The following is a 26,169-nucleotide window of genomic DNA, read 5'->3' on the forward strand; positions in this document are numbered from 1 at the left end:
GTTCGCCAATGCGACGACAAACATTCCTGACATGTTTGGGCCCGGATTCTCGGGAAGGCTGCTCGGGGCCATGCCGATCAATCCGGTGTTCGGATCACCCAGCCATCCGCTGATGCCCGCCCCGGCCCGCCGGTATATGGTGCTGGCCGCGTTGCGACTGGCGGCGCTGGTGAAAACCATTCGTGGCTACAAAGGCCGGAGCGGAAGCGACGGTTTGAACGACACCATCAATGTCGTGGGCCACAGCCAGGGCACCTTGATCACATTGCTGGCCAATGCGTTTCTCAAGGATGAGGGCGAGCGGCCTATCGATGCACTGGTGATGATGTGTTCGCCTTACAACCTCGTCGAGACCTTTCTTGAAAACACACTCGTGTACCACAACCAGCAGACCGCGCTTGCCCGTCTGCAGACGCTCGTCAACATTACGCAATTCTTGGGCAGCCGGCCCAACGCGGCGCCCGCCTTGGCAGACATGGCCGATCCGGAAACGTCCGCATGCATTGGCGGCCTGCGCTGGACGGGCGACAAATGCCGGACCACGATGGACGGCCAGGAGGTGAGCTTTACTGAGCGGGACAACCGCGGCAATGTCTACCTTTACTTCTCGCCCGAAGATCAAACCGTGGGTATGAGCAGCGTGCAGGGGATCGGTTGGCAGGGGGTTGCGAACATGGTGTCCATCATGGAGCTTGTGCCAGAGCGTTCCCAGCTCACTTGCACGCCCGAGACGTCGCGCCAGTTCCTCCCCGAGAAAAGGCGTGCCGTTGAAAGAACCGTGCCGGCGCTCGCGGCACTCGGGTCCAGATTCTTCCAACGGGTCTTCACCATCCGCGAACGCGAGGTTGGGCGGCACCGGGTGGGAATGCCGCCGGCGTACACCTATGAATTACTTGCGAACGGTGAGTCGACGTGGGAGGGCACGGCGCTGGGGGGCGTTCAGAAGATGGCCCAGGCAAGTTTCGCGACCGGGCAGACGATCCAAGTAAATGCGCCTGCGCTGCCACTTGCTTTCGAGGCAGACTTTGGCGAACACGGCGCGCGCGATGCCAGTCAGGCGTCAGGCGGAATCGCGCCTGTCTATGCACCGGATGATCCGATCGACGCCTCGATTGCCGTGACCAATGGGGGCATCAACCATTTGGGATCGCGTTTCGTCGACCTGCCGCAAAGCGCTGGGCCCTTGACGGCGGCGCATCGAAATCAGGCGCGGGCCATGACGTTAGCCCCGGAACTGGAAGCGCAACTGACCGACCTGAATGATCCGGCGCGCAATCCTTACAAGGCGCCGAACAACAACGCATGGGCCGCCGACTGGCACCGCATCACTTTCGCGTCCTATAAGGGTGGCAGGCGCTTTTGGGTGAACTATCAGGAAAGCCCGAACGAGGCGCGCCGGCGTCGCATGAACGCCGCCATGGCCGAGCAGAACGCGTACTCGTTTCATTCCGCCATCCCGATGAACAAGGAGCACAGCCGACGCGCGCTGGCCTATGACTTGGCATTGGGGCAGGCGCGCAGCATCGATGATGAGGAGTTTTATACGTATTTGTGCCGGGTGGCGGATTGGCGGTTGGAGTGGCGAGATGACGACGCTCGCGGCGAAGAATCCGAAGTCGAAGAGAACCGGATTGATGAATCCGCTTTCCGCTTCTACGACGCCGAACCCTCGGATCGGCAGGAGTTGATAGGCGCTACCGACAAATACCGACGAACTGGCGTATTGCCGGCTATCGCCGCCAATGCAGAACGCCCTGCTGCGGTAATGAGCCAGACGCTGAAGGATCGCTTCTTCGGCCGCCGGCCCCAACCCGGCAAGGGGAACGCAGTATGAGGGCTCGCAAACCGCTTTCTGCCCTTTTCCTATTGATAGCGGCACTTTCGGCCGCGTCCTCTGGCGGCCCGCCGCCGATCCAGGCCGGGCCACTAGCCGGGATCGCGTGCCCGTTGCCACCCGTGCCGGTTGATCATCCCCTTATCGATCAACTGGGTCCCAAACCCAAGCAGGAATCGATTATGACCACCACTCAAGCCCATTCGCCAAGCGCGCGCCTGGCCACGCTCGATATCGTCCGCATCGGGCTCAGTCTTGACGTGTATCGCCAGGGCCAGGCTTGGGCACATCTGCAGGCGCAGAACAATGCACAGCCTCAGGCCCTGCACGTGGGAACTGTCTTGCCGATGGACCCCGAGCGGTATCCGGTTCTGGCGGATCTGAAGAACATGGCTTGGAGAATGCGTAAGGCCAATGCACTGGAGCTCGCGCTGCAAGGCTTTCCCGAGCGCTGGCCGATACCTACGCTGACCATCGCACGGGATTATGACGCCACCAAAGATGCCAGGACGCCATCAGGGCGCGTATCAACGATGCTCAATCTGATGGTCGATGATCAGAGAGCACCCGCAGGCATGCACTGGCACCGCATTCGGCAACTTGAACCCGGCGTCATATGCAACACGACGCCTGAGGCGGCCGTGGAGTATCTGTTTCGGCTGTTCGAGGTCAACCCTGACATGCCTGCGTTACTCGTGTATTCGGTCGAAGGCTACAACATCGCCCGAGCCCTGGGGCCACGGCGCAAACCGCCAATCGGCGTAGGCACCGGGCCGCGCCAGCCCGGCGAATTGACCGACGCGGTGGTTGCGATGATCGTGGCCCGCCCCGAACGTTTGAACTGGCTGCGCGCCTATGCGCCGTACACCAAACCCAACGCCCGAAACGACATCGATCCTGCTTTCACCGGCTGGAAACGCCAGCCTCCGAAGGCGTTCACGCCAACGCCTTCGTTTCCCGAACCCATCACGGAGCAGGGCTTCAAGCAATGGGACCGGCTGCAAGTGCTTGCGCAACTGCATCGGCCGGTAGAGGTTTCTCTGATGGAGGGCGACCAGACCGGCAAGCCGTTAAAAGACCAGGCTCGCCAGGCGGCGCTGGCCAGCGCCTGGCAGCGTGCCACCATGGGAATCATCGATGCGCCAGCGCGCGTGTTCTACGACACCGGCAGCCCGACGGGCGGGCTGGCCGACCTGGCGCCCGCGCTGGCCGCCGCGCAAAGCACGTTGGATCCCTTGGACTCCACGCAGAGCTATGACCTCACGCAGCGATTGGGCGACACCGGCGCCTCCTCGCCCTTTGTCGGCATTGCGCTGGCCACGATGGGAAGCTATCTGAACGCCGACACCAGCGTGGTGATGCCGCTGCGCCAGCGCGGCAAAGCCACGGTGATTGCGATCACCTCGACATCGCCGGGCCAGAAGCCTGAAATCGATCCCTTCGACGTAAAGCTGCGACCCCAGCACTCGAAGTACAGCGAGGCGCCGTCGCCCGAGTTCAAGGAGCAGTTCGCCAGTCTGGTGCGCGAAAGCCAGCGCAACCAGCCGGCGCCCGAGCCCTACATCGATCCGGCCAAGGTGGCGTATGAGCAGCGGTTGCTGGATGCGTTCATTGCGTCAGCGCCGGGAGCGGATCTGCCCGGGGTAGACAAGTCGTAATCCACGTTTTGCCGCCGCCGGCTCGCATTGCAGAGGTCTATCCCCCTGATCAGAACCCCTCACGCGGCACGTGCACGCGGCCTTCCATCAGCACGCGCGCGCTGCGGCTCATGATGGCCTTGGTCACTTTCCAGTCGCCATCCACCAGCTGCGCCTGCGCGCCGACACGCAGGGTGCCCGACGGGTGACCAAAGCACACGTTGTCGCGTTCGCCGCCGCCGGCCGCCAGGTTCACCAGCGTGCCCGGCACCGCAGCCGCGGTGGCGATGGCGACCGACGCCGTGCCCATCATGGCGTGATGCAGCTTGCCCATGGACAACGCACGCACCAGCACATCAATGTCGCTCGTGCCGATCTTCTTGCCGCTGGAGGAAATGTATTCCTTGGGCGGGGCGACGAAGGCGATCTTGGGGGTGTGCTGGCGGCTGGCGGCCTCGGCGAGGTCCTTGATGAGGCCCATGCGCAGCGCGCCGTGGGCGCGGATGGTCTCAAAGCGCGACAGCGCGGCAGTGTCGCCGTTGATCGCGTCCTGCAGTTCCGTGCCGCTGTAGCCCAGCGCGTCGGCTTCCAGGAAGATCGTCGGGATGCCGGAATTGATCATCGTGGCCTTGAACGTGCCCACGCCGGGCACTTCCAGGTTGTCGACCAGGTTGCCGGTGGGGAACATGGAGCCGCCGTCGCCTTCCTCGGCCGGGTCCATGAATTCCAAACGCAGTTCGGCGGCGGGGAAGGTCACGCCGTCCAGTTCGAAGTCGCCGGTTTCCTGCACCGCGCCGCCGGTGATGGGCACGTGCGCGACGATGGTCTTCTGGATGTTGGCTTGCCAGATGCGCACGACCGCAACGCCGTCCTGCGGAACGCGGGCGGGGTCGACCAGGCCGTTGGTGATGGCAAAGGGGCCGACCGCGGCGGACAGGTTGCCGCAGTTGCCGCTCCAGTCCACGAAAGGCTGGTCGATGGAGACCTGGCCGAAGAGGTAGTCCACGTCATGGTCGGGTCGGGTGCTTTTGGCGACGATGACGGTCTTGCTGGTGCTGGACGTGGCGGCGCCCATGCCGTCGATCTGCTTGCCGTAGGGATCGGGGCTGCCGATCACGCGCAGGAGCAGCGCGTCGCGTGCCGCGCCCGGCACGCGGGCGGATTCCGGCAGGTCGTCCAGCTTGAAGAACACGCCTTTGCTGGTGCCGCCGCGCATGTAGGTGGCGGCGATCTTGGTTTGGGGAGCATGTGCCATGTGTCGATCCTGAAATATCGGTCCTGAGATATCGGTCCTGAGATATCGGAGTAGGGCGGCGGGCGCTGCACACGCCCGCCGGTCGGTACAACGACCGGTCAGGCCAGCTTGCCGGCGTCCGTCGCCGAGGCGGCTTCCAGGAAATCCTGGGCAAAGCGCTGCAGCACGCCGCCGGCTTCGTAGATCGACACTTCTTCGGCGGTGTCCAGGCGGCAGGTCACCGGCACCTGTTCGGTGCTGCCGTTGCGGCGGTGAATGACCAGCGTCAGGTCCGCGCGCGGCTTGCGTTCGCCGATGACGTCGTAGCTTTCGGTGCCGTCAAGGTTCAGCGTCTTGCGGTCGACGCCCGGCTTGAATTCCAGCGGCAGCACGCCCATGCCGATCAGGTTGGTGCGGTGGATGCGCTCGAAGCCTTCGGCCACGATGGCTTCCACGCCGGCCAGGCGCACGCCCTTGGCGGCCCAGTCGCGCGACGAGCCCTGGCCGTAATCGGCGCCGGCCACGATGATGAGCGGCTGCTTGCGGTCCATGTAGGTCTCGATGGCTTCCCACATGCGCATGACCTGGCCTTCCGGTTCCACGCGCGCCAGCGAACCTTGCTGCACCGTGCCATCGGCGTTCTTGACCATCTCGTTGAAGAGCTTGGGGTTGGCGAACGTGGCGCGCTGCGCGGTCAGGTGGTCGCCGCGGTGCGTGGCGTACGAGTTGAAGTCTTCTTCGGGCAGGCCCATCTTGTGCAGGTATTCGCCCGCGGCGCTGTCCATCAGGATGGCGTTGGACGGCGACAGGTGGTCGGTGGTGATGTTGTCGCCCAGCACGGCCAGCGGCAGCATGCCGCGCAGCGTGCGCTCGCCGGCCAGCGCGCCTTCCCAGTACGGCGGACGGCGGATGTACGTGCTTTGCGGGCGCCAGTCGTACAGCGGGCTGACGGCCGTTTGGCGGTCGTCCTTGATGCCGAACATGGGGGCGTAGACCTTGCGGAACTGCTCGGGCTTGACCGCCGACTTGACCATGGCGTCGATCTCTTCGTCGCTGGGCCAGATGTCCTTCAGGCGGATCTCGCGGCCATCGGCGGCCACGCCCAGCACGTCGCGCTCGATGTCGAAGCGGATCGTGCCGGCAATGGCGTAGGCCACAACCAGCGGCGGCGAGGCCAGGAAGGCCTGCTTGGCGTACGGGTGGATGCGGCCGTCGAAGTTGCGGTTGCCGGAGAGCACGGCGGTCGCGTACAGATCGCGGTCGATGATTTCCTGCTGAATTTTCGGGTCCAGCGCGCCGGACATGCCGTTGCATGTGGTACAGGCAAACGCCACGACGCCAAAGCCCAGTTGTTCCAGTTCGTGCGTGAGGCCGGCTTCTTCCAGATAGAGCTGCACGGCCTTGGAGCCGGGCGCCAGCGAGCTCTTGACCCACGGCTTGCGCACGAGGCCCGCGCGGTTGGCGTTGCGCGCCAACAGGCCCGCGGCGATCACGTTGCGCGGGTTGCTGGTGTTGGTGCAGCTGGTGATGGCGGCGATGATGACGGCGCCGTCGGGCATCAGGCCCGGCTGGTTCTCGACCACGCCAGCGATGCCGCGTTCGGCCAGGTCCGACACCGGCAGGCGGCGATGCGGGTTGGACGGGCCGGCCAGCGTGCGCACGACGGTGGACAGGTCAAAGCGCAGCACGCGTTCGTACTGCGCCGTCTTCAGGCTGTCTGACCACAGGCCCGCGGTCTTGGCGTAGTTTTCCACCAGCGCGATCTGGTCGTCCTCGCGGCCGGTCAGGCGCAGATAGTCGATGGTCTGCTGGTCGATGGAGAACATCGCCGCGGTGGCGCCATATTCCGGCGCCATGTTCGAGATGGTGGCGCGATCGCCCAGCGTCAGGCTGGACGCGCCTTCGCCGTAGAACTCCAGGTATGCGCCCACCACCTTTTCCTTGCGCAGGAATTCGGTCAGGGTCAGCACGATGTCGGTGGCGGTGATGCCGGGCTGCGCGCGGCCGGACAGTTCGACGCCGACGATGTCGGGCAGGCGCATCCACGACGCGCGGCCCAGCATGACGTTCTCGGCTTCCAGGCCGCCCACGCCGATGGCGATGACGCCCAGCGCGTCCACGTGCGGCGTGTGGCTGTCGGTGCCGACCAGCGTATCGGGGAAGGCCACGCCGTCCTGCGTGTAGATCACCGGCGACATCCGCTCCAGGTTGATCTGGTGCATGATGCCGTTGCCCGGCGGCACGACCTCGATGTTCTCGAAGGCCTGCTTGGTCCAGTCGATGAAATGGAAGCGGTCTTCGTTGCGGCGGTCTTCTACCGCGCGGTTTTTGGCGAAGGCGTCCGGGTCGTTGCCGTCGTATTCCACCGCCAGCGAGTGGTCCACGATCAACTGCACTGGCACCACGGGGTTGACCTTGGCCGGGTCGCCGCCCTTGTCGGCGATGGCGTCGCGCAGGCCCGCCAGGTCGACCAGCGCGGTCTGACCCAGGATGTCATGACAGACCACGCGCGCGGGAAACCACGGAAAATCCAGGTCGCGGCGGCGTTCGATCAGCTGCTTGAGCGCGTCGGTCAGCAGCGCGGGCTCGCACCGGCGCACCAGGTTTTCGGCCAGCACGCGGGACGTGTAGGGCAGGCCGTCATACGCGCCGGGCGCGATGGCCTCGACGGCCGCGCGGGCGTCGAAGTAGTCCAGGCGGGTGCCGGGCAGGTTCTTGCGGTACGACTTGTTCATCATGCCTCCGTGCGCTGTTGGGTGCTTTGCGCGATCTGTTGTTCGATGTTGATGCGGGATGCGCGGATGTGCCGGCGCATCAGAAGTTCAGCCAGTTCGCCATCGCCGTCGGCGATGGCGTCCAGAATGCGGTGGTGCTCGGCATAGGCCTGCCGCGGGCGGTTGGGCGTCGTCGAGTACTGGATGCGGTACATGCGCGCCAATTGATAGAGCTCGTCGCACAGCATGCGGAACAGCATCTGATTGCCGCTGCCTTTGACGATGCGGTAGTGGAAATCGTAATCCCCTTCCTGCTGGTAATAGCCCAGCCCGGCCTGGAAGGCTTCGTCGCGTTCGTGCGCTTCCAGCACGCCGCGCAGCTCGTCGATTTCCGACGGCGGCATGCGGTCGGCGGCCAGGCGGCAGGCGGTGCCTTCCAGCGATTCGCGGATTTCGTAGAGTTCGACCAGTTCCTGGATCGACAGGGACACGACGCGCGCGCCGGCGTGCGGCACGCGCACCAGCAGCTTCTGGCCTTCCAGCCGGTGCAGGGCCTCGCGCAGCGGACCGCGGCTGACCCCGTGGATGCGCGCCAGTTCGGGTTCGGAGATCTTGCTGCCCGGGGCGATCTCGCCCTTGACGATGGCGGACTGGATCTTGCGGAAGATGTGGTCCGACAGGGTTTCGCCGTCGGGGGGCGGGGTGCCCGGCAAGGTGAGCACTTTGCTCATGGTGTCGACAATTCGATCCGTTTTTTGGGTGATACGCGGAAAAACGCGTGGGTAACGCGTCGAAGTGTCAACAATTTACTCCCGGGGCGGGGGCGGCGCAAGGGCCGCCGGCCGCCCGCGTGCCCCGGCGCCTACCGCTTGTGGTGCACCTCCTGCATTCCGTATACCTGCACGGGAAGTCCGGCGTGGCGGGCCTTCAATTGCAGGGACAGATACTGGGAGTAATGGCGCGACTGGTGCAGGTTGCCGCCGTGAAACCACAGGGCCTCCTGCTGCGTGGGCTTCCACATATTGCGCTGTTCGCCTTCCCACGGTCCCGGGTCCTTGGTGGTGGCCGACCCCAGTCCCCAGCACTTGCCAACTTTGTCCGCGACCTCGGGACTGATCAGGTCCGCCGCCCAGCCATTCATCGAGCCGTACCCGGTGGCGTAGACCACCAGGTCGGCGGGCAGGGTGACGCCGTTGGTCAGCACGACGGCGTCGCGCGTGAGGCGGCTGACGTCGGTGCGCGATTGCAGCTTGATGCTGCCGTCGATGATGAGATCGCATGCGCCCACGTCGATGTAATAGCCCGAGCCGCGCCGCAGGTATTTCATGAAGAGGCCCGAGCCGTCGTCGCCCCAATCCAGCATGAAGCCCGCGGCTTCCAGTTTCTGGTAGAACTCCGCGTCGCGCTCGCGCATCTGCTCGTAGAGCGGGATCTGGAATTGCGCCAGGATTTTGTAGGGCACCGACGCGAAGGTCAGGTCGGCCTTGCGCGTGGTCATGCCATTGGCCAGCGCCTGCTCGGAATACAGCCCGCCCAGCCCGATGTCCATCAGCGTCTCGGAGCGCACGATGTGCGTGGACGATCGCTGCACCATCGTGACGTTGGCGCCGCCTTCCCACAACGCCGCGCAGATGTCGTGGGCCGAATTATTGGCGCCGATGACGACGACGTTCTTGCCGCGGTAGGCGTCCGGGCCCGGGTGGCGCGAGGAGTGCTGCTGCTCGCCCTGGAATTCATCCTGCCCCGGAAAGCTGGGCACGTTGGGCTTGCCCGACATGCCGGTGGCCAGCACGAGCTGCTTGGGCCGCAGCACCACGGGCTTGCCCTCGCGCACGACGTGGACCTCCCATTCCTCTTTGTCCTCGTCGTAGCGTGCCGACTCGCAGACGGTGGAGGTCCAGTAGTTCAGCTCCATCACCTTCGTGTACATCTCGAGCCAGTCGCCGATCTTGTCCTTGGGCGCGAAGACGGGCCAGTTTTCGGGGAAGGGGATGTAGGGCAGGTGGTCGTACCAGACCGGGTCGTGCAGGCACAGCGACTTGTAGCGCTTCCTCCAGCTGTCGCCGGCGCGCTCGTTCTTTTCGAGGATGAGCGTGGGCACGTCGAGTTGGCGCAGACGCGCGCCCAGCGCGATGCCGCCCTGGCCGCCGCCGATGATCAGCACGTAGGGCTGCGTCTCGTAGCCCAACTCAGCGGCTTCGCGCTCGCGCTTTTCCAGCCAGGTCTGGCGTTCGCGGCTGTGGCCGTGCTGCGCGCCCATGGGCCGGCGCACGCCGCTCGGTTCTTCGTGGCCCTTCAGTTCCGACATGGTGGTGAGCAGCGTCCAGATCTTGCCGTCCTTGACCCGGATGTGGCCGTAGCCGCGCGCGAGATTCGTATCGACGCGGAACCAGCCCTGCAGCAGGCCGCCTTCTTCGGTGGTCGCCTCGGCCTCGTCGCGGGTGAAGCGCACCGGCTCGACCTGTTGCAACTGATGTTCCAGCATGTCGCGGATCTGGTCCTGGCCTTCGAGCGTGCGCAGGTTCCAGGAAAACAGCACCAGGTCGCGCCAATAGCATTCGTCCTGGAACATCCGGGCAACGGCGTCGATGTCCTTGTTGCCCAGCGCAGTGTTCAGCTGCGTGAGCAACGCGTCCAAGGCGGCGTCGGCGTCGGCGGCGTGGTCGATCGGCATGTCATGTCTCCTTGCCCGGGGCGGGCGGTCGTTGTCGTGGCGGACGCAAGGTCCGGCGGTCCGGCGATCCGGCGGTCCGGCGATCCGGCGATCCGGCGGCGGCCCCGTCCTGTGTCGGAAGGTGGTCGCCGATCAGGAACATGCAAATGCCATGCCAGGTGAGTCGGACGGGGGAAGCCCCGGCGCGCGCGGGTCGAGGCGGGAGTGGGGGTGTGGCGCGATGCCACACCTGTGGCGCAACGCTGTCGCGCAACCCCGTGGCGCAATCCGATGGAGCAACCCCGTGGCGCAACCCCGTGGCGCAACCCCGCGCGAACCTCGCAACGCTGCGGCGTCAGCGGCGCGAGGCCAATCCGTAGCGCCGCATCTGGCGATGCACGGTGGAACGGTCCACGCCCATGCGACGCGCCGCTTCCGATACGTTGCCCGCGCAGCTGGCCAGCGTGGCGCGCAGCGCGGCTTCCTCGGGGCTGCCAGCCGCTGGCGCTGCCGCCACCGCCAGTGTGTCGGGCAGGTCGTGCGGCTGGATGACGCCGTGTTCGCATAGCGCGGCAGCCACCGCAATGACGTTGGCCAGTTCACGGATGTTGCCTGGCCACGCGTGGGCTTTCAGCGCAATCAACGCGGCAGGCGACAGCGCGGGCGCGCCGGATTCGTCCTGGTGCCGCGCCAGCATGCGTGCGATCAGCCAGTCCAGGTCCTGGCGTTCGCGCAGCGGCGGCACGGTGAGCGCGGCCGCGTTGATGCGGTAGTACAGGTCTTCACGAAAGCGCCCCTCGCGCACCAGCGCGCCCAAGTCGCGGTGCGACGCCGACACCAGCGACAGGCGCAGCGCGCGCGGCGCATTGGCGCCGATCGGCGTGACCTCGGATTCCGCCAGCACGCGCAGCAGGCGGCTTTGCAGCGCCAGCGGCATGTCGCCGATCTCGTCCAGAAAGAGGGTGCCGCCGTCGGCTTCCTCGATGAGACCTTTGCGGCCCTTGGGGGCGGCGCCGGTGTAGGCGCCCGGCAGGTAACCGAACAACTCGCTTTCGATCAGCGATTCGGGGATGGCGGCGCAATTGACGGCGACGAAGCGGCCAGCGCGGCGGCTTTCATCGTGGATGGCGCGCGCCAGGTATTCCTTGCCGACGCCGGTTTCGCCCTGCAGCAGCATGGGCAGGCCCTGCCGCGCCAGCTTGGCGGCGCGCACCAGCAGCGCGGCCATGCGGTCGTCGCCGCCGTCCAGGCCGCGCAGCGCCGAGGGCGCCTCGCGCACCGCCACGGTGGCGCCGCGCGGGCGGCGGTTGGGTTCGATGGCGTGGGCAAAGAGGGCGTCGCCGTCACGCGCGACGATCAGCCGGTCCTGCGGCGCGCGGCCGCGCGTGTACTGCGGCAGATCGTCCAGCTGCACGTCGAAAAAGCGCGTCACCGGCAGGCCGATCAGGTCATGCGGATTGCGCCAGTCCAGCCCCGAGGCGCGCGCCAGCAGCTTGGCGCCGCTATGCGTCATGCCGAGTACGCGGCCGGCCCCGTCCAGCGAAATCGCGGCTTCCGGATCCACATCCAGGAATTCCGGCGAGCGGGCAAAGCGCAGCACCCATTCGTTGCGCGTGCGCGCCATCAGGTTGGCGAGCTCGATGCGCCGCGTGGTGCTGTTGACCAGATGCAGCGCCAGATTCTGGCTGGCCTTCAGGCTGGGCGAACTGAGTAGCGAGATGTCCAGCACGGCGGCCAGCTCGCCGTCGGCGCTGTAGATGGGCGCGGCGGTGCAGGACAGCGGCGTGTGCGTGTTGTCGAAGTGATCGGTCTGGTGAATGGTGAGCGCTTCGCCCGTTTCCAGGCAGGCGCCGACGGCGCAGGTGCCGGCGCGCTGCTCGGACCATTCCGACCCCAGATACAGCCCGGCCTTGCGCAGTTGGGCGGTCTGCTGGGCATCGCCCAGGAATTCCACGGTGACGCCTTGCCGGTCGGCCAGCAGCAGCACGTAGTTCTGGCCGGCCACCTGCCGGAACAGGTGATCCAGCCCGCTGCGGGCGATGGCGATCAGGGCTTCGGATTGCTGGCGGTGTTCACGCAGGCGGCCGTCCGGCACGATGTAGGCCTCGCAGGCGTGGGCCGGGTCGAGGCGGTACTGATCCAGGCAGCGCAACCAGCTGCGCACGACATGCGCGTCGCGCTGCGTGGGCAGGCCCTGGCCGACCTGTTCGATTTCGCGGATATGGGCGGAGTGCAGGGATTCCTGACTGGGCATGTCGTCTCCAGGTTTGCCCGATCTGCGCCGGATCAACGGGCAGCATGCCCAAGCGGAGACGCCGCTGTAAATGCTGGTTATCCAGCAGTCGCGCGGCCCCGGCAGCCGGCATCCCGGGGGGCCAAATCCGGCCCAGCAATCCGGCCCAGCAATCCGGCCCAGCAATCTGGCCCCGCGTTCCGGCCCCGAATCCCCCTTAAGTCGGCTTGCTACCGCCTACAGATCCACCCGCACCTTGCCCGATTGCACCAGCCCTGCGACATCCCGGATCTCTGCCAGCAGCGCATCTTGCAACTGCGCGGGCGTGCCGCCGGTAGGCTCGAAACCTTGCTCAGCCAGCTTGGCGTGCACGGACTCGGTCTTCAGGGCGCGGTTGATGCCCTGGTTCAAGGCCGCAATCGTCGCCTCGGGCGTTCCCGCCGCGCAGTAAGTGCCGAACTGGATCTGCGCCGAAAATCCCGCAAAGCCGCTTTCGGCAACGGTGGGAATGTCCGGGTATTTGGGCAGGCGCTCCGGGCTGGTCACGGCCAGCACGCGCAGGCGGCCGCTCTTCAGGTAGGGCTCGACCGCGGCGACGGTGGCCACCACCACCTGGATCTGGCCGCCCAGCAGGTCGGTCATCATCGGGCCGGTGCCGCGATACGGCACGTGCAGCATCTCGATGCCGCACGCGGCCTGCAGCAGTTCGGTGGCCAGGTGCTGAGGCGTCGCGTTGCCCGGGGTGCCGAAGGTCAGCCCCTTGGGCTCGCGCCGCGCCTGCGCCACCAGTTCGGCGATCGTCTTGGCCGGCAGGTCGCTGTTGACCGCCACCATGTAAGGCGACCGCGCGATGGGGCAGACGGGGGCCAACTGTTTCAGTACCTCTTCGGGCGGCCGGGCGTAGTAGCGCACCGACGGGACCAGGCCGGCAAACAGCAGCATGCTGCCGTCCTTGGCGCCATTGGCCGTGTAGTCCGCGCCCAGCATGCCGCTGGCGCCGGGTTTGTTCTCGACGATGACCGAGCGCTCCAGCGCGCCTTCCAGCGACGCCGCGATCACGCGGCCCAGCACGTCGGTGCCGCCGCCCGGCGGGAAGGGCACGATCACGCGCAGGGGCTGTTCGCGCGCGACGGCCAGGCGGGTGGCGGTGGCGCCCAGCGGGGCCAGCGACATTGCCGCGAGGGTCTTGATGAGGGTTCTGCGGTCCATGTGTTTTGTCTCCGTCCCCGCATCGTGGCGGGGTGTCGCGCATCGTCTCTGTCAGGGCGGACGATTTCGGGTTCTGGGGATTGCGGTTGATGCGGTGTCATCAGCTACGCCTTTGCGGAATGCGTCGGGGCTGAACCCGGTTGCGCCGAGTTCGCCTGCGTTGAATCCGCTTGTGTTGAATTCGTCAGCGTGGTTTGCGTCTGCGTGGATTGCGCCTGCGCGGGATGCGCCGACACGAAGCTGCGCAGCGCGGCCGCCACCGTGCCGGGTTCCTCTACCGGCAGCATATGACGCTGTTCGGGCGCCACGCGAGCGCACGCCCGAGGCAGCGCGCGCGCCAGCTCCCGCGTCATGCGCGGGTTGGAGCCGACATCGTTCTCGCCCGTCATGACCAGCACAGGGCAGGCGATGTCCGGCGCGGCCTGCGCCAGCAGCGGATCGCCCAGCGCGAACAGCGCGTAGGCGGACAGGAAGCTCTCGCGGTCGTTGTCCAGCAGGCGCTGTTCGATCTGCGCCACGCGCGCAGGCCGCGCCGCTTGAAACGCCGGCGTGAACCAGCGCGTCAAGGACACCTTGGCGGCCTCCTGCGGGTCCTGCGTGGCGGCCGACGCCAGCCGGGCGCGCACCGCTGCGGCTTCTTCTTGCGTGCGGCGAAACACGGTGCTCAGCAGCACCAGCCGGCTGACGCGTTCGGGGCGGGCCGCCGCATAGGCGCCCGCGATGAGGCCGCCCATGGAATAACCCAGCACGGTGGCCTGTTGCCAGCCCACGGCGTCCAGTTCCGTGTCCAGTTGCGCAATGAAGTCCTGAATGTCCGCCTGGCCGCGCAACGCGGGCGCGGCGCCGTGGCCCAGCAGGTCATAGCGCAGCACGTCGAAATCCGGCTCCAGCAAAGGCGCCAGATCGTCCCACAGCGTGTGGTCCAGGCCGACGCCGTGCAGCAGGACCAAAGGTTCGCCGCGACCGGCGCGCCGCCGTTGGGTATTCATTTTGCGCGCGCCTCCTGCGCTTCCTGTTCCAGTTCCTTCAGGTCCGAATAGCGGTTGCCGATGCGGTGATGCGGACGGCCCGAGGTGGCCGCGCCCAACGCGATCACGATCTCGTCCGGCGCCGGTGCGTCGTTGATGGTGGTCTGCACCGTCAGGTAGTGCGAGCGCAGGCCTTCGTCCAGCTTGTGCATCAGCGGCACCGAGATCACGCAGCCGGGACCGCCGCGCATGTTGGTGAAGCTGAGATAGCTGGTGCCGCCTACCGCGTTGCGGTAGAAGTTGCCGAAACGCAGCGTGTGGATCAGCGCGGACGCGTGTTCGACCTCGCCGGCGGTGCCCACCACGGCGGCCTTGCCGTAGGCCTCGATGTTGTCCGCCGATCCGGCCTGGCGCAGGATCTCGCTGACCAAGAGTTCGCCCAGCGGCGGCGCGGCCTCCAGGATGCCGGGCCGCAGGTCTTCCTGGAACGGCAGGCCGGCCCACGGATTGCGGATCACGGCGGCGGCCACGATCATCACCAGCGGGCGTTCGGCTGCGCGGCCGCCTTCGATGAGGGTTTTCTCGACGTAACTGACTACCTTGCGCACTTGCAGTGACATACGCGCTGCTCCAAAAGCTGGGGGATGAATGACGAGTCCATTGTTCGGCTCGAAGCGCGTTTTTGACAATCCAAATTAACGTGAGCTAACTTCAGAAAATCCGAATTCAGTCCGGCGTCCGTCATGCCCACCCCCCTGAAAATCCAGCACCTGCGCCAGTTCCTGATGGCCGCCGACCACGGCAGTTTTCGGGTCGCCGCGCAGGGCACGTTCCGGTCGCAGGCGGCCGTGTCCGCCGCCATGCAGGACTTGGAGCAGCAGTTGGGCGCGCCGCTCTTCGAACCCGGCAAGCGCGCCCAGCTGACGGCGCTGGGCCAGGCGGTGGCGCCGCTGTTCCGCGAGCTGCTGGCCACGCATGACCGCGTGCTGGATGCGGCGCGGCAGTTCGGCATGGGCAGCCAGGGGCCCGTGGCGCTGGCCGTCATGCCGTCGCTGGCCGACGAATGGCTGCCCCGTCTGCTGGAACGCTATGCGCGCAGCCATCCCGATGTCCGCATCCGCGCACTGGACGAAACGTCGCCCGAGGTGCACCGGCTGGTGCTGTCGGGAGAGGTGCAGGTGGGAGTGGCTGGACAATCCCCGCGCACGGCCGAGGTGGCCTTCACCCCGGTGGCGCGCGACGCCTTTGGGCTGGTCTGCAAGAAGAGCCACCCGCTTGCGCGGCGCCGGGGACCCGTGTCGTGGGCGGCGCTGGTGGACGAACGCCTGATCGGCAACGCCACCTTCGAAACGCTGAAGAACCGTCAACTCGGCAGCGGCATCGACGACCCGGCGATCGTGGTGTCCAACCGGGCGTCGCTGTTGGCCAGCGTGGTAGGCGGCCTGGGCGTGACGGTGCTGCCGGTGCTGGCGCGGCCCGCGGCGGGCAGCGGGCTGGCTTTCGTGCCGCTGGTGGAGCCCGTGGTCGAGCGCATCGTCGGCGTGCTGACACGCAAGGAAGAGACGCTGCTGCCGTCGGTGGCTGCGATGCACGCGCTGGCGCTGCGGTCGCTGGCGCAGTTCACGCGCCGCAAGGGCGCGGTGCTGGTGTAGGCGGAAAGCGGTCAGCCGGGCTGCGGGCCAGCGTCACCCTCCGCACGCATAGATCATGAATTGCCGGAAGGCCTCGGCCGGCTTGGCCATGGCCGCGCGCGGATGCCACAACAGACCGGCTTCCATCGGAGGCACGGCGTCGGTGATGGGCACCGCTTCGATCTTGCGGCCTTCAAGCGACCAGGGGCGGTAGACCATGTCGGACAGCATCGTGATGCCAAAGCCGTGCGCGACCAGCCCCCGCAGCGCTTCCATCGACCGCGTCCTGAAGGCAATGTCCGGCTGCAGGCCGTGGCTGCGCCAATAGCCCAGTGTGGAACGTTCGCCTTCGTCCATTTCCAGCAGGATGTACGGATAGCGCGCAATGTCGGCCAGCGCGGGTGCGGCCGCCTGCGTCAGGGGATGGCCCGCCGCCGTCCACAACTGGCGCCGCGATCGCACCAGCACGTGATGGCCGAAGCGCTCGCGTTTGTCGATGTTGGACAGCAGCGCCACGCCCAATTCCACGTCGCCGCTGGCCACGGCCTGTTCGATCTCGGGGCGGTCCAGGTCGACCAGGTCCAGCACCACGTCGGGATAGCGCCGCCGAAAGCGCGCCAGTAAATCGGGCAGAAAGTAGCCCAGCACCGTATACGACGCCGCGATGCGCACCGAGCCGCGCAGCGCATAGCGCTGAAACCCCGGCTCGCGCAGCGCGTCATCCAGGGAATCGAGCACGTCGCGCGCGCGCTGGTGGAAGTTGTGGCCCTCGGGCGTCAGCGTCACCCCGTGCGCGTGGCGGTCGAACAGGCGCACGCCCAGCTGCGCCTCCAGCGCCAGCACGGCATTTGTGACCGCCGATTGGGACACATGTTCGTCGGCCGCCGCCATGGAAAACCGCCCGGTGCGGGCGGCGGCGGCGAAGTACCGGAGTTGGCGGAGCGTGACTTCATTAGCCATGTGTTTTTCACATACCAGCTAGTCGAATATATGAATATACGATGGCAGCGCGCCTTCCTACACTGCGGAAAACACGTAAATGCCCGCACCGCAGATTGCAGGAGACAACCCCGATGAACGCCCCTCTACCCCCCGGCGTGGCCGATACCCATGGCCTGTCGCTGGACGACAAATACGCGCAGTCCACCGGCCGCGTCTACCTGAGCGGCACGCAGGCGCTGGTGCGCTTGCCGCTGATGCAGAAGCAGCGCGACCAGCAGGCCGGCCTGAACACGGCGGGCTATGTGTCCGGTTACCGGGGCTCGCCGCTGGGCGGTCTGGACCAGGCGCTGTGGAAGGCCAAGCGCCATCTGAAGGCGAACGACGTGGTGTTTCAGCCCGGCCTGAACGAAGACCTGGCGGCAACTGCAGTCTGGGGATCGCAGCATCTCAATCTGTTTCCCGGCGCGCAGCGCGATGGCGTCTTTGGCATGTGGTACGGCAAGGGGCCGGGTGTGGACAGGTCGGTGGACGTGCTCAAGCACGCCAATTCGGCCGGCACGTCCGCGCACGGCGGGGTGCTGATGCTGGCGGGCGACGACCACGCCGCCAAGTCGTCGTCGGTGGCGCACCAGTCGGAACACGTGCTGATCGCCAGCGGCATTCCGGTGCTGTATCCCTCCAACGTGCAGGAATACCTGGACTACGGCCTGCACGGCTGGGCCATGAGCCGGCACACCGGTCTGTGGGTGGCAATGAAGTGCGTGACGGATGTGGTGGAATCCAGCGCCTCGGTCGACGTGGACCCGTCGCGCGTGCAGATCGTGCTGCCCGAAGACGGCATGCCGCCGGGCGGTTTGAACATCCGCTGGCCCGATTCACCGCTGGCGCAGGAGGCGCGGCTGCTGGACCACAAGTGGTACGCGGCGCTGGCCTATGTGCGCGCCAACAAGCTGAACCGCGTGGTGCTGGATTCGCCCAATGCCCACTTCGGCATCATGACGGCCGGCAAGGCCTATCTGGACGTGCGCCAGGCATTGAACGATCTGGGCCTGGACGAAGCGGCCTGTGCACAGGCCGGCATCCGCGTGCTGAAGGTGGGCTGCATCTGGCCGCTGGATGCGCAGGACGCGCGCGAATTCGCCACCGGGCTCAAGGAAATTCTGGTTGTCGAGGAAAAGCGCCAGATTCTGGAATACGCGCTGAAGGAAGAACTCTACAACTGGCGCGACGACGTGCGCCCGCGCGTGTTCGGCAAGTTCGACGAACGCGAGAACGGCGGCGGCGAATGGTCTACGCCGCGCGGCGGATGGCTGCTGCCGGCGCGCTACGAGCTGTCGCCCGCGCTGATCGCCCGCGCCATCGCCGCGCGCCTCGAAAAAGCCGATCTGTCCGACGCGCTGCGCGCGCGCATCGCGGCGCGCCTGGCCGTGATCGACGCGAAAGAACGCGAGGCCAGCCGCCCCACGCTGGTCGAAGAGCGCAAGCCCTGGTTCTGTTCCGGCTGTCCGCACAACACGTCCACCCGCGTGCCGGAAGGGTCGCGCGCGGTCGCCGGCATCGGCTGTCATTACATGGCGATGTGGATGGACCGCAATACCGACACCTTCAGCCAGATGGGCGGGGAGGGCGTGGCGTGGCTGGGCCAGAAGGACTTCACGTCCGAGCGCCACATCTTCGCCAACCTGGGCGACGGCACGTATTTTCATTCGGGCCTGCTGGCCATCCGCGCGGCCATCGCGGCGCGTGCGCGCATCACCTACAAGATCCTCTACAACGACGCCGTCGCCATGACGGGCGGGCAGCCCGTGGACGGCGTGCTGACTGTGCCGCAGATTGCGGCGCAGATGCTGGCCGAAGGCATCGTCAAGACGGTGGTGGTGACGGACGAGCCCGATAAATACACGGGCGCGTTGACCTTGCCGGCCGGCATCGAGGTCCACCACCGCAAGGCGCTGGACGACGTGCAGCGCGCGCTGCGCGACATCGACGGCGCCACCGTGCTGATCTACGACCAGACCTGCGCGACCGAGAAACGCCGCCGCCGCAAGCGCGGGGACTATCCCGACCCGGCCAAGCGCGCCTTCATCAACGAAGCGGTCTGCGAAGGCTGCGGCGATTGCTCGGTGCAGTCAAACTGCCTGTCGGTCGAACCGCTGGATACGCCGCTGGGCACGAAGCGGCGCATCAACCAGTCGTCGTGCAACAAGGACTTCTCGTGCGTCGAGGGCTTCTGCCCCAGCTTCGTGACGGCCGAAGGCGCGGTGCCGCGCAAGCCCGGCAAGCAGGGCGGCGCGCCCGCGCTGCCCGAGGCCCCGCTGCCCGAGCGCGCCGATATTGCGCCGGGCGCCGCGTATCGCGTGGTGGTCGCGGGCGTGGGCGGCACGGGTGTGGTGACGGTTGGCGCGCTGATCGGCGCGGCCGCGCACATCGAGGGCAAGGGCGTGACCGTGCTGGACATGGCCGGGCTGGCGCAGAAGGGCGGGGCCGTGCTCAGCCACGTGCAGCTGGCCAACCGGCCCGAAGACCTGCACGCCACCCGCGTCGCGCTGGGCGAGGCGGACCTGGTCATCGGCTGCGATGCGCTGGTGTCGGCGTCGCCCGAGGTGCTGTCGCGCCTGCGGCCGGATCATGGCCGCGCGGTGGTCAACAGCAGCGCTGCGCCGACCGCCGCGTTCCTGTCGCAGCCGGCCTGGCGCTTTCCGGGCGCGCAGGCGCAGGCCGCGCTGACGCAGAGCACCGGCGGACATGTCGACTTCCTGGAGGCCGGCCCGCTGGCCGAAGCCCTGCTGGGCGACAGCATCTACGCCAATCCGCTGCTGTTGGGCTATGCGTGGCAGAAGGGCGGCCTGCCGCTGTCGCTGGGCAGCCTGCGCCGCGCGATCGAGATCAATGGCGTGTCGGTGGACAAGAACCTGGCCGCCTTCGAACTGGGCCGTCAGGCGGCGCATCGCGGCGCCGACGCGCTGCGCCCGGCGGCGGCCGAGCGGGTGGTGGCGCTGCCTGAAACCCTGGATGCGCTGGTCAACCGGCTGGCAGCGCACGTGCGCGATTACCAGGACGACGCGTACGCGCAGCGCTATCTGGCGGCCGTGGCGGCGGTGCGCACCCGCGAAGCCGCGCTGGGCGACAAGCGTCACGAGGTCACGCGCGCCGTGGCCCGCAATCTGGCCAAGCTCATGACCTACAAGGACGAGTACGAGGTGGCGCGGTTGCATGCCGACCCCGCGTTCAAGGACCGGCTGCGCGCGCAGTTCGAAGGCGAGCCGGGCCGCGACTACACGCTGCGCTACTACCTGGCGCCGCCGGCGTTGGCGCGCCGCGACGCGCGGGGCCGTCCGCAGAAGCGCGCGTATGGGGCGTGGATGGAAACGGCGTTCCGATTGCTCGCGCCGATGAAGCGCGTGCGCGGCACGTGGCTGGACGTATTCGGCAGGACGGCCGAGCGCCGCATGGAGCGTCAGCTTGCGGCGGATTATCTGGCGCTGGCCGAGGAGTTCGCCCGTACGCTGGACGACGGCAACCGCGACGCGGCGCTGGAACTGGCCAACGTGCCGGATGCGATCCGCGGGTATGGGCATGTGAAGGAAAAGAGCGTGGAGCAGGCGCGCGGCAAACAGGCGGCGTTGTGGGAGCGGTATCGCGCAGGCAAAGCGCGGTTGGCGGCCTGAGCTGGCGGACGGGTCGACCGCGCGCAGCTGCGGCCTGACCGCGCTGGCGAGACGACCTGGCCCCGCGCCGTGAGCCGCCCGGCCATGTTGGCGCTGCGGGAGCGTGGTGTACGATCCCCCGTCAATGCGGGGCCGGTCCCCGCCGCCCGCTGGATCCGCCATGGAAAGCATCCTCCGCAAACTCGACCTGACTTCGCTGCGCCTCTTTGTGGCGGTCTGCCAGGAAAACAGCATCGCGCGGGCGGCCGAGCGCGAGTTCATCGCGCCTTCCGCCGTCAGCCGGCGCATCGCCGACATGGAAGCGCTGATCGGCCTGCCGCTGATCGCCCGGCATACCCGCGGCGTCTCGGTGACGCCCGCCGGGCAGACCGTCCTGCGCCACGCGCGCCAGATCATCGGCGACGTCGAGGCGATGGGGGCGGAGCTGTCGCGCTTCTATGAGGGCGTGAAAGGGCACGTGCGGGTGGTGGCCAACCTGTCGGCCATCGTGCAGTTCCTGCCCGAGGACGTGGCGGCGTTTCAGCGGCTGTTTCCTGACGTGGACATCGACCTGGAAGAACAGCACAGCCCCGACGTCCTGCGCCTGGTGCGCGAGCGGGCGGCCGACTTCGGGATCTGCAACCAGATTGCGGGCGCCGATGGGCTGGAACAGCTGCCTTACCGCCGCGACCGCCTTGCCGTCATGCTGCCGTCCAATCACCCCAAGGCGTCGGCGCGCCAGCTCAGCCTGCAGGACATTGCCGACGAGACCTTCGTCGGCCTGCGCGAGAACAGCGCGTTGACGCAGCTGCTGGCGGCGCGGGCCGCGGCGCTGGGCAAGACGCTGTCGGTGAAGATCCGCGTGGCCAGCCTGGACGCGCTGTGCAGGATGACACACGCCGGGCTGGGCATCGCCGTGATGCCGCAGCAGGTCGCGGAGTTGTATCTGCAGGCGCTGGACGTGGTGGTGCGTCCCCTTTCCGATGCGTGGGCACGTCGCCAGCTTTGCATCGTGTTTCCGAACCAGGCGCAGTTGTCGGCGACAGCGAGCAAACTGGTCAGGTTTTTGGCGCAGCAGGGCTGACGGTTGGCGGCGGCGCAACCCGCCGCCGGAACCCGTCGTCGGAACCCGCCGTCGCCATTCGCGATGGCGGGGCTGCCGATATGACACTTCGCGGTTGGCGGCCGTCTTCGTATAGTCAAAGCGCGTTCATCGCCGGTACGGGGCATCCAGACCCCGCTGCGTCCTATACGGAGACATCCATGACCCCCACCAGATTGCTCGCGAGCTGTGCGCTCGCGCTTGGCGCCGTGTGCGCGGCTGCGGCCGCGTCCGCCGCCGGCTACCCGGATCATCCCATCCGCCTGATCGTGCCCACGTCGCCCGGCTCGACCGCCGACGTGGTGGCGCGCGTCGTGGCCGATAACCTGGGCAAGACACTGGCCCAGCCGATGATCGTGGAAAACCTGGCCGGCGCGGCGGGCATCCCCGGCACACGCCAATTGGTGTCGGCCAAGCCCGACGGCTACACCCTGGGCATCGTGTCGTCCAACCACGCCATCAACCCCAGCCTGTACAAAAGCCTGCCCTACGACACGGTCAAGGACATCACGCCGATTTCCGTCATCGGCACGACGCCGCTGGTGGTCGTGGTGGCGGAGAACTCACCGTACAAAACGATGGACGACCTGCTGAAGGCCGCCCGCGCGCAGCCGGGCAAGATCAATTACGGCTCGTCCGGCACGGGCAGCGTGCTGCACCTGGCCGGCGAGCTGCTCAAGTCCAAGGCGGGCGTGGACATGATGCATATCCCGTACAAGGGCGGCAACGCGCTGATCACCGGCGTGATGTCGGGACAGATCCAGGTCGCCTTCCTGGCCACGCCGTCCGTGCTGGCGCAGGTGCAGGCGGGCAAACTGCGCGCATTGGCGGTCAGCACGCCCGAGCGCCTGGCCATCCTGCCCAACGTGCCCACCTTGGATGAGGCCGGCGTGAAGGGCTATTCGTACGATGCCTGGATCTCGCTGATCGGACCGGCCGGGCTGCCCGCCGATATCGTGCAAAAGCTGCAAGCCGCCACGCACAAGACCATGCAGGAGCCGGCGGTGCTCAAGGCGCTGTCGCCGCAGGGCTTTGTGTCGCAGGGCACCACGGCGGAACAGGCGGCGCAGACGCTGGCCGCCGAGATCACCAAAAGCCAGACGCTCGTCAAGGCGGCGGGCGTCACCATCGAATGAACGTAATGCCATGACCGCTGCAACCGTACTCGACGCCCCGGCGCGCCTGCTTTTCCTCACGCAGGATCCGGCTCGCGTGACCGCGCAACTGGGCGGCGCGGCGCTGACGCTGCCCCAGGCCGCGCCGCTGCGCGACGACATCTCCACCGACGAGATCACACCCGTGCCGATCCTGACCCACTTCGACGAGAAGCTGGGCCGGTATCCGTACACGGGTTTTCGGGCAGGCGACACCCAGCCCATCGGCATCGATGCGATCCGGCACGCCGGCATCAACGTCGTCGTCGCGGGCAAGCGGTACGGCAAAGGCTCGTCGCGCGAGCACAGTCCGATGGCAGAGAAGTCTGCCGGCGTGCGGCTGGTGATTGCCGAGAGCTTCGAGCGCATCTACCGCCAGAACGCCGACAACATCGGGCTCTACACCAGTACCGACATGGGGCTGGTGGCGCGGCTGCAAGGGGGCGAGCGCATCACGGTCGATGAGATCGTGGCGGGGCGCGACGCGCTGGCGGCGGCGATCGTCAAGGCGGGCGGGCTGCTGGCTTTCGGGCAGGCGCAGTTGCGGGATGTGTCGCCGACGGGTGAACGTCTGGAGGAGGACGGTCCGGGGACTGGCGCGCCGGAAGCTGCCGTGTCGGGTGTCAGTGATTCCACCGCCGATTCGGCCGCGCCTTCTGTCGGGCCGCCGCTCACGCTCTTCGAGAAGATCGTCCGGCGCCATCTCTTGAAGACCGCTGCGACCGCGCCCAACCCGCAGCAGGGCGACGGCGTCTTCCTGCGCGCGGACTGGCGCTTCATCCATGAGTACTACACCGGCATGGCCGCCCATATGCTGCATGCGCGGTTTGGCCGGCCCCTGCGATTGGTGGACCTCGAACGCATCGTGGTGTTCGAGGACCACACCTCCTACGTCGAGGAAAGCCCCAACCACGTGCGCGCGGGCATCGTGCCGAACGTGCGCGCCATGTGCCAGGCGCAGCGCGACTTCGCCGACGCCTACGGCCTGCGCCAGCACCGCACGCTGACCGAGGCCGAGGCCGCGCGCGACACTGGCGCCAACGTGGCCGGCATCTCGCACGCCATGATGGCTGAACACTACGCGCTGCCGGGGCAGGTCGTCGTGGGCACCGACTCGCACACGCCGCACAGCGGCGCGCTGGGCTGCGTGGCGTTTGGCGTGGGCACCACCGACATGGCGAACGCATTCGTCACGGGCGCGGTGCGGTTGACGCTGCCGGCCTCGCTGCGCATCGAGCTGGACGGTGCGCCTGCGCCCGGCGTTACCGCCAAGGACATCGTGCTGCATCTGCTGGCCCTGCCTGAAATCCGCGCGGGCGCGGGCGTAGGCAAGGTGTTCGAGTTTGCGGGCGAGGCCATCGCCAGCCTGTCCATCGACGAGCGGGCCACGCTGACCAACATGACCGCTGAACTGGGCGGACTGACGGGCATCGTCGCACCCGATGCCGAGACGGCGCGCTTTCTGCGCGAACGCCGCGGCGTGGACGCCGCCATCGAACCGTGGATGCGCAGCGATCCAGGCGCCGACTACGCCGCCGTCCTGCGCGTGGACTGCGCGGCGCTGTCGCCGCTGGTGGCGGCGCCCGGCGATCCGGGCAATGGCGTGCCGCTGTCGAGCCTGACCGCGCGGCCGCGCATCGACATTGCGTACGGCGGCTCCTGTACCGCCGGCAAGCGCGAGGATTTCGACTACTACCATCAGGTGCTGGCGTGGGCGGTGGCGCGGGGATTGCGGCTGCCGGACGGCGTGACGCTGTATCTGCAGTACGGCACCACGGCCGTGCGCGACTACTGCGTGGCGCAGGGGTACGACAAGACCTTTGCCGCCGTGGGCGCGCGCATCCTGCAGCCGTCGTGCGGCGCATGTGCGAACTGCGGGCCGGGGTCGTCGACCGAGGCCTCGCAGGTGACGATCAGCGCCATCAACCGGAATTTCCCGGGCCGATCGGGACCCGGCAGCGTCTGGCTGGCCAGCCCGCCTACGGTCATGGCGAGCGCGCTGGCAGGGGAACTGGCGTCGTTCGCCGAGTTGCAGGCGCGATACGGCGCGTAGCCATGCCGGACCGCCCGGATCACTAGGGTTCCCCCCACTTCGCGCGCCGCGAAGCCCAGCTTCACAAATCCTTAATTGGCAGCCAAACCGGGCTGCGTCAGAGTGCGCAACAGAGAAAACGGCCGTCAGATGCCGTTTCCGGCCGCGCGCATGGATATCGCGGCCCGCCGCAAGGCGCCTTCGCACGGAAAAAAACACCCTGTCGACGATGTGAACCCGGGACACACCGGGAGCTTGCTGATCGGCCGCGCCGTCCGGGCTGCGGTCCACCCCTGTTGGTCCGAGGAGACAACAATGAGCAAGAGCTGGAAGGCAATGGTTGGGGCGGTGGCGGTCATGGCGGGCGGATGGGCACATGCTGCCGACGCGCCGCCGGTGGACGTAAAACTGATGCAGCTGTCGGTGGGCAAGATCGAGCTGGACAAGGGTTTCATGACCGCGATGGTCGACGTGGGCACCAAGATCAAGATTCCGGTGCCGGCCTACGTGATCCAGCACCCGCGCGGCCTGGTGCTGTTCGACACCGGCATGAACCAGGCCACGGCCGACGGCAATTGCGCCAATTATTGGGGCCAGGGTCTGTGCGGCGCGTTCAATTCCATCCAGGGCCGCGACGAGGTCATCGACCGCCAGCTCAAGGCCGCCGGCTTTGACGTGAGCGACGTGAAATACGTCGTGTACTCACACTTCCATCTGGATCACGCCGGCAACATCAAGATGTTCCCCAAGGCCAAGCACGTGGTGCAGAAGGCCGAGCTGCGCGCCGCCTGGTGGCCCGAGAAATTCCAGCGCGCGGCCTACGTCATGAAGGACTTCGACACCACGCGGGACTACGACTTCATCCAGGTCGAGGGCGACTTCGACCTGTTCGGCGACGGCACCATCGTGCTGCTGGACACCAAGGGCCACACGCAAGGTCACCAGTCGCTGCAGGTCAAGCTGCCCAAGACCGGCGTCGTGCTGCTGGCGGCCGATGCCATCTACACGGGTGAAAACGAGGTCGGCGTCATTCCCGGCATCACCTGGAACACGGCAGCGTCCATGCAGGCCATCGACCGTCTCAAGCAGATCCGCGACGCGCGTCAGGGCCAGCTCTGGTACAGCCACGACGCGGAGCAGCACGCGCAGAACGCCAAGACCAAAGTGTTCGACTAAAAG

Annotated in this window: 17 protein-coding genes; 8 read left to right on the plus strand and 9 right to left on the minus strand. The window is 67.3% G+C overall.

Annotation, left to right across the window (positions count from 1 at the left end):
* The coding region (locus B3098_RS14505; RefSeq protein WP_286897273.1) for a T6SS effector phospholipase Tle3 domain-containing protein at window positions 1–1,834 on the plus strand (1,834 nt) is incomplete at its 5' end.
* Window positions 1,831–3,492, plus strand: a complete 1,662-nt coding sequence (locus B3098_RS14510) for a type VI lipase adapter Tla3 domain-containing protein (RefSeq protein ID WP_286897275.1) — start codon at window positions 1,831–1,833, stop codon at window positions 3,490–3,492. The genes B3098_RS14505 and B3098_RS14510, both read left to right, overlap by 4 nt.
* 49 nt (window positions 3,493–3,541) lie before the next feature.
* On the opposite strand, the gene prpF is transcribed toward B3098_RS14510, so the two are convergent.
* From prpF to B3098_RS14550, 8 genes are all read right to left on the minus strand, one after another.
* Complete coding sequence (prpF, locus tag B3098_RS14515; protein WP_175122419.1) at window positions 3,542–4,726, minus strand: 2-methylaconitate cis-trans isomerase PrpF; 1,185 nt, start codon at window positions 4,724–4,726, stop codon at window positions 3,542–3,544.
* Window positions 4,727–4,824: 98 nt separating this feature from the next.
* Window positions 4,825–7,440, minus strand: coding sequence for a Fe/S-dependent 2-methylisocitrate dehydratase AcnD (acnD, locus tag B3098_RS14520; protein ID WP_286898156.1), 2,616 nt, complete (start codon window positions 7,438–7,440; stop codon window positions 4,825–4,827).
* Window positions 7,440–8,150 (minus strand): GntR family transcriptional regulator, encoded by a 711-nt coding sequence (locus B3098_RS14525; protein ID WP_175122421.1) that lies wholly within the window; start codon window positions 8,148–8,150, stop codon window positions 7,440–7,442. The genes acnD and B3098_RS14525 overlap by 1 nt, the downstream gene beginning before the upstream one ends.
* A gap of 131 nt (window positions 8,151–8,281) precedes the next feature.
* The gene (locus B3098_RS14530) at window positions 8,282–10,093 is read right to left on the minus strand and encodes an NAD(P)/FAD-dependent oxidoreductase (RefSeq protein WP_286897278.1); all 1,812 of its coding nucleotides are present in this window, start codon (window positions 10,091–10,093) and stop codon (window positions 8,282–8,284) included.
* 334 nt (window positions 10,094–10,427) lie between these two features.
* Entirely contained in the window at window positions 10,428–12,326 is a 1,899-nt protein-coding gene (locus tag B3098_RS14535; protein ID WP_286897280.1) for a sigma-54-dependent Fis family transcriptional regulator, read from the minus strand.
* A 216-nt stretch (window positions 12,327–12,542) separates the two neighbouring features.
* On the minus strand, window positions 12,543–13,514 hold the full coding sequence (locus tag B3098_RS14540) for a Bug family tripartite tricarboxylate transporter substrate binding protein (protein WP_286897282.1): 972 nt from the start codon (window positions 13,512–13,514) through the stop codon (window positions 12,543–12,545).
* 104 nt (window positions 13,515–13,618) lie between these two features.
* On the minus strand, window positions 13,619–14,503 hold the full coding sequence (locus tag B3098_RS14545) for an alpha/beta fold hydrolase (RefSeq protein WP_286897284.1): 885 nt from the start codon (window positions 14,501–14,503) through the stop codon (window positions 13,619–13,621).
* A complete protein-coding gene (locus B3098_RS14550) occupies window positions 14,500–15,102 on the minus strand; it encodes an amino acid synthesis family protein (protein ID WP_175122426.1) in 603 nt (200 codons plus the stop codon). The genes B3098_RS14545 and B3098_RS14550 overlap by 4 nt, the downstream gene beginning before the upstream one ends.
* Window positions 15,103–15,225: 123 nt before the next feature.
* Here B3098_RS14550 and B3098_RS14555 point away from each other — a divergent pair, with 123 nt between their 5' ends.
* A complete protein-coding gene (locus tag B3098_RS14555) occupies window positions 15,226–16,134 on the plus strand; it encodes a LysR family transcriptional regulator (RefSeq protein WP_286897287.1) in 909 nt (302 codons plus the stop codon).
* Window positions 16,135–16,167: 33 nt separating this feature from the next.
* On the opposite strand, the gene B3098_RS14560 is transcribed toward B3098_RS14555, so the two are convergent.
* Window positions 16,168–17,073 carry a LysR family transcriptional regulator gene (locus B3098_RS14560; RefSeq protein WP_175184715.1) on the minus strand — a complete coding sequence of 302 codons (906 nt, stop codon included), beginning with the start codon at window positions 17,071–17,073 and terminating at the stop codon, window positions 16,168–16,170.
* A 113-nt stretch (window positions 17,074–17,186) separates the two neighbouring features.
* Between B3098_RS14560 and B3098_RS14565 the strand changes: the two genes are divergently transcribed.
* The 5 genes from B3098_RS14565 to B3098_RS14585 all read left to right on the plus strand — a co-directional run bounded on the left by B3098_RS14565 (window position 17,187) and on the right by B3098_RS14585 (window position 26,166).
* Entirely contained in the window at window positions 17,187–20,723 is a 3,537-nt protein-coding gene (locus B3098_RS14565) for an indolepyruvate ferredoxin oxidoreductase family protein (RefSeq protein WP_286897290.1), read from the plus strand.
* Between the two features lie 160 nt (window positions 20,724–20,883).
* A complete protein-coding gene (locus tag B3098_RS14570; RefSeq protein ID WP_175122430.1) occupies window positions 20,884–21,786 on the plus strand; it encodes a LysR substrate-binding domain-containing protein in 903 nt (300 codons plus the stop codon).
* Window positions 21,787–21,965: 179 nt separating this feature from the next.
* Window positions 21,966–22,940 (plus strand): tripartite tricarboxylate transporter substrate binding protein, encoded by a 975-nt coding sequence (locus B3098_RS14575; RefSeq protein ID WP_286897292.1) that lies wholly within the window; start codon window positions 21,966–21,968, stop codon window positions 22,938–22,940.
* 10 nt (window positions 22,941–22,950) lie between these two features.
* Complete coding sequence (locus B3098_RS14580; RefSeq protein WP_286897294.1) at window positions 22,951–25,011, plus strand: aconitase family protein; 2,061 nt, start codon at window positions 22,951–22,953, stop codon at window positions 25,009–25,011.
* 294 nt (window positions 25,012–25,305) lie between these two features.
* The gene (locus tag B3098_RS14585) at window positions 25,306–26,166 is read left to right on the plus strand and encodes an N-acyl homoserine lactonase family protein (protein ID WP_286897296.1); all 861 of its coding nucleotides are present in this window, start codon (window positions 25,306–25,308) and stop codon (window positions 26,164–26,166) included.
* Window positions 26,167–26,169 lie beyond the last annotated feature (3 nt).

The organism is Achromobacter sp. UBA2119, from assembly GCF_002331005.1.
Lineage (GTDB): Bacteria > Pseudomonadota > Gammaproteobacteria > Burkholderiales > Burkholderiaceae_B > Achromobacter > Achromobacter animicus.

Excerpts from the sequence above, each read along its gene's own strand:
- B3098_RS14545 (WP_286897284.1), bottom strand. The coding sequence starts at position 14,503 with ATGAATACCCAACGGCGGCGCGCCGGTCGCGGCGAACCTTTGGTCCTG.
- acnD (WP_286898156.1), bottom strand. The coding sequence starts at position 7,440 with ATGAACAAGTCGTACCGCAAGAACCTGCCCGGCACCCGCCTGGACTAC.
- B3098_RS14585 (WP_286897296.1), top strand. The coding sequence starts at position 25,306 with ATGAGCAAGAGCTGGAAGGCAATGGTTGGGGCGGTGGCGGTCATGGCG.
- B3098_RS14535 (WP_286897280.1), bottom strand. The coding sequence starts at position 12,326 with ATGCCCAGTCAGGAATCCCTGCACTCCGCCCATATCCGCGAAATCGAA.
- B3098_RS14555 (WP_286897287.1), top strand. The coding sequence starts at position 15,226 with ATGCCCACCCCCCTGAAAATCCAGCACCTGCGCCAGTTCCTGATGGCC.
- B3098_RS14530 (WP_286897278.1), bottom strand. The coding sequence starts at position 10,093 with ATGCCGATCGACCACGCCGCCGACGCCGACGCCGCCTTGGACGCGTTG.
- B3098_RS14560 (WP_175184715.1), bottom strand. The coding sequence starts at position 17,073 with ATGGCTAATGAAGTCACGCTCCGCCAACTCCGGTACTTCGCCGCCGCC.
- B3098_RS14540 (WP_286897282.1), bottom strand. The coding sequence starts at position 13,514 with ATGGACCGCAGAACCCTCATCAAGACCCTCGCGGCAATGTCGCTGGCC.
- B3098_RS14525 (WP_175122421.1), bottom strand. The coding sequence starts at position 8,150 with ATGAGCAAAGTGCTCACCTTGCCGGGCACCCCGCCCCCCGACGGCGAA.
- B3098_RS14565 (WP_286897290.1), top strand. The coding sequence starts at position 17,187 with ATGAACGCCCCTCTACCCCCCGGCGTGGCCGATACCCATGGCCTGTCG.
- B3098_RS14570 (WP_175122430.1), top strand. The coding sequence starts at position 20,884 with ATGGAAAGCATCCTCCGCAAACTCGACCTGACTTCGCTGCGCCTCTTT.
- B3098_RS14580 (WP_286897294.1), top strand. The coding sequence starts at position 22,951 with ATGACCGCTGCAACCGTACTCGACGCCCCGGCGCGCCTGCTTTTCCTC.
- B3098_RS14550 (WP_175122426.1), bottom strand. The coding sequence starts at position 15,102 with ATGTCACTGCAAGTGCGCAAGGTAGTCAGTTACGTCGAGAAAACCCTC.
- B3098_RS14510 (WP_286897275.1), top strand. The coding sequence starts at position 1,831 with ATGAGGGCTCGCAAACCGCTTTCTGCCCTTTTCCTATTGATAGCGGCA.
- prpF (WP_175122419.1), bottom strand. The coding sequence starts at position 4,726 with ATGGCACATGCTCCCCAAACCAAGATCGCCGCCACCTACATGCGCGGC.
- B3098_RS14575 (WP_286897292.1), top strand. The coding sequence starts at position 21,966 with ATGACCCCCACCAGATTGCTCGCGAGCTGTGCGCTCGCGCTTGGCGCC.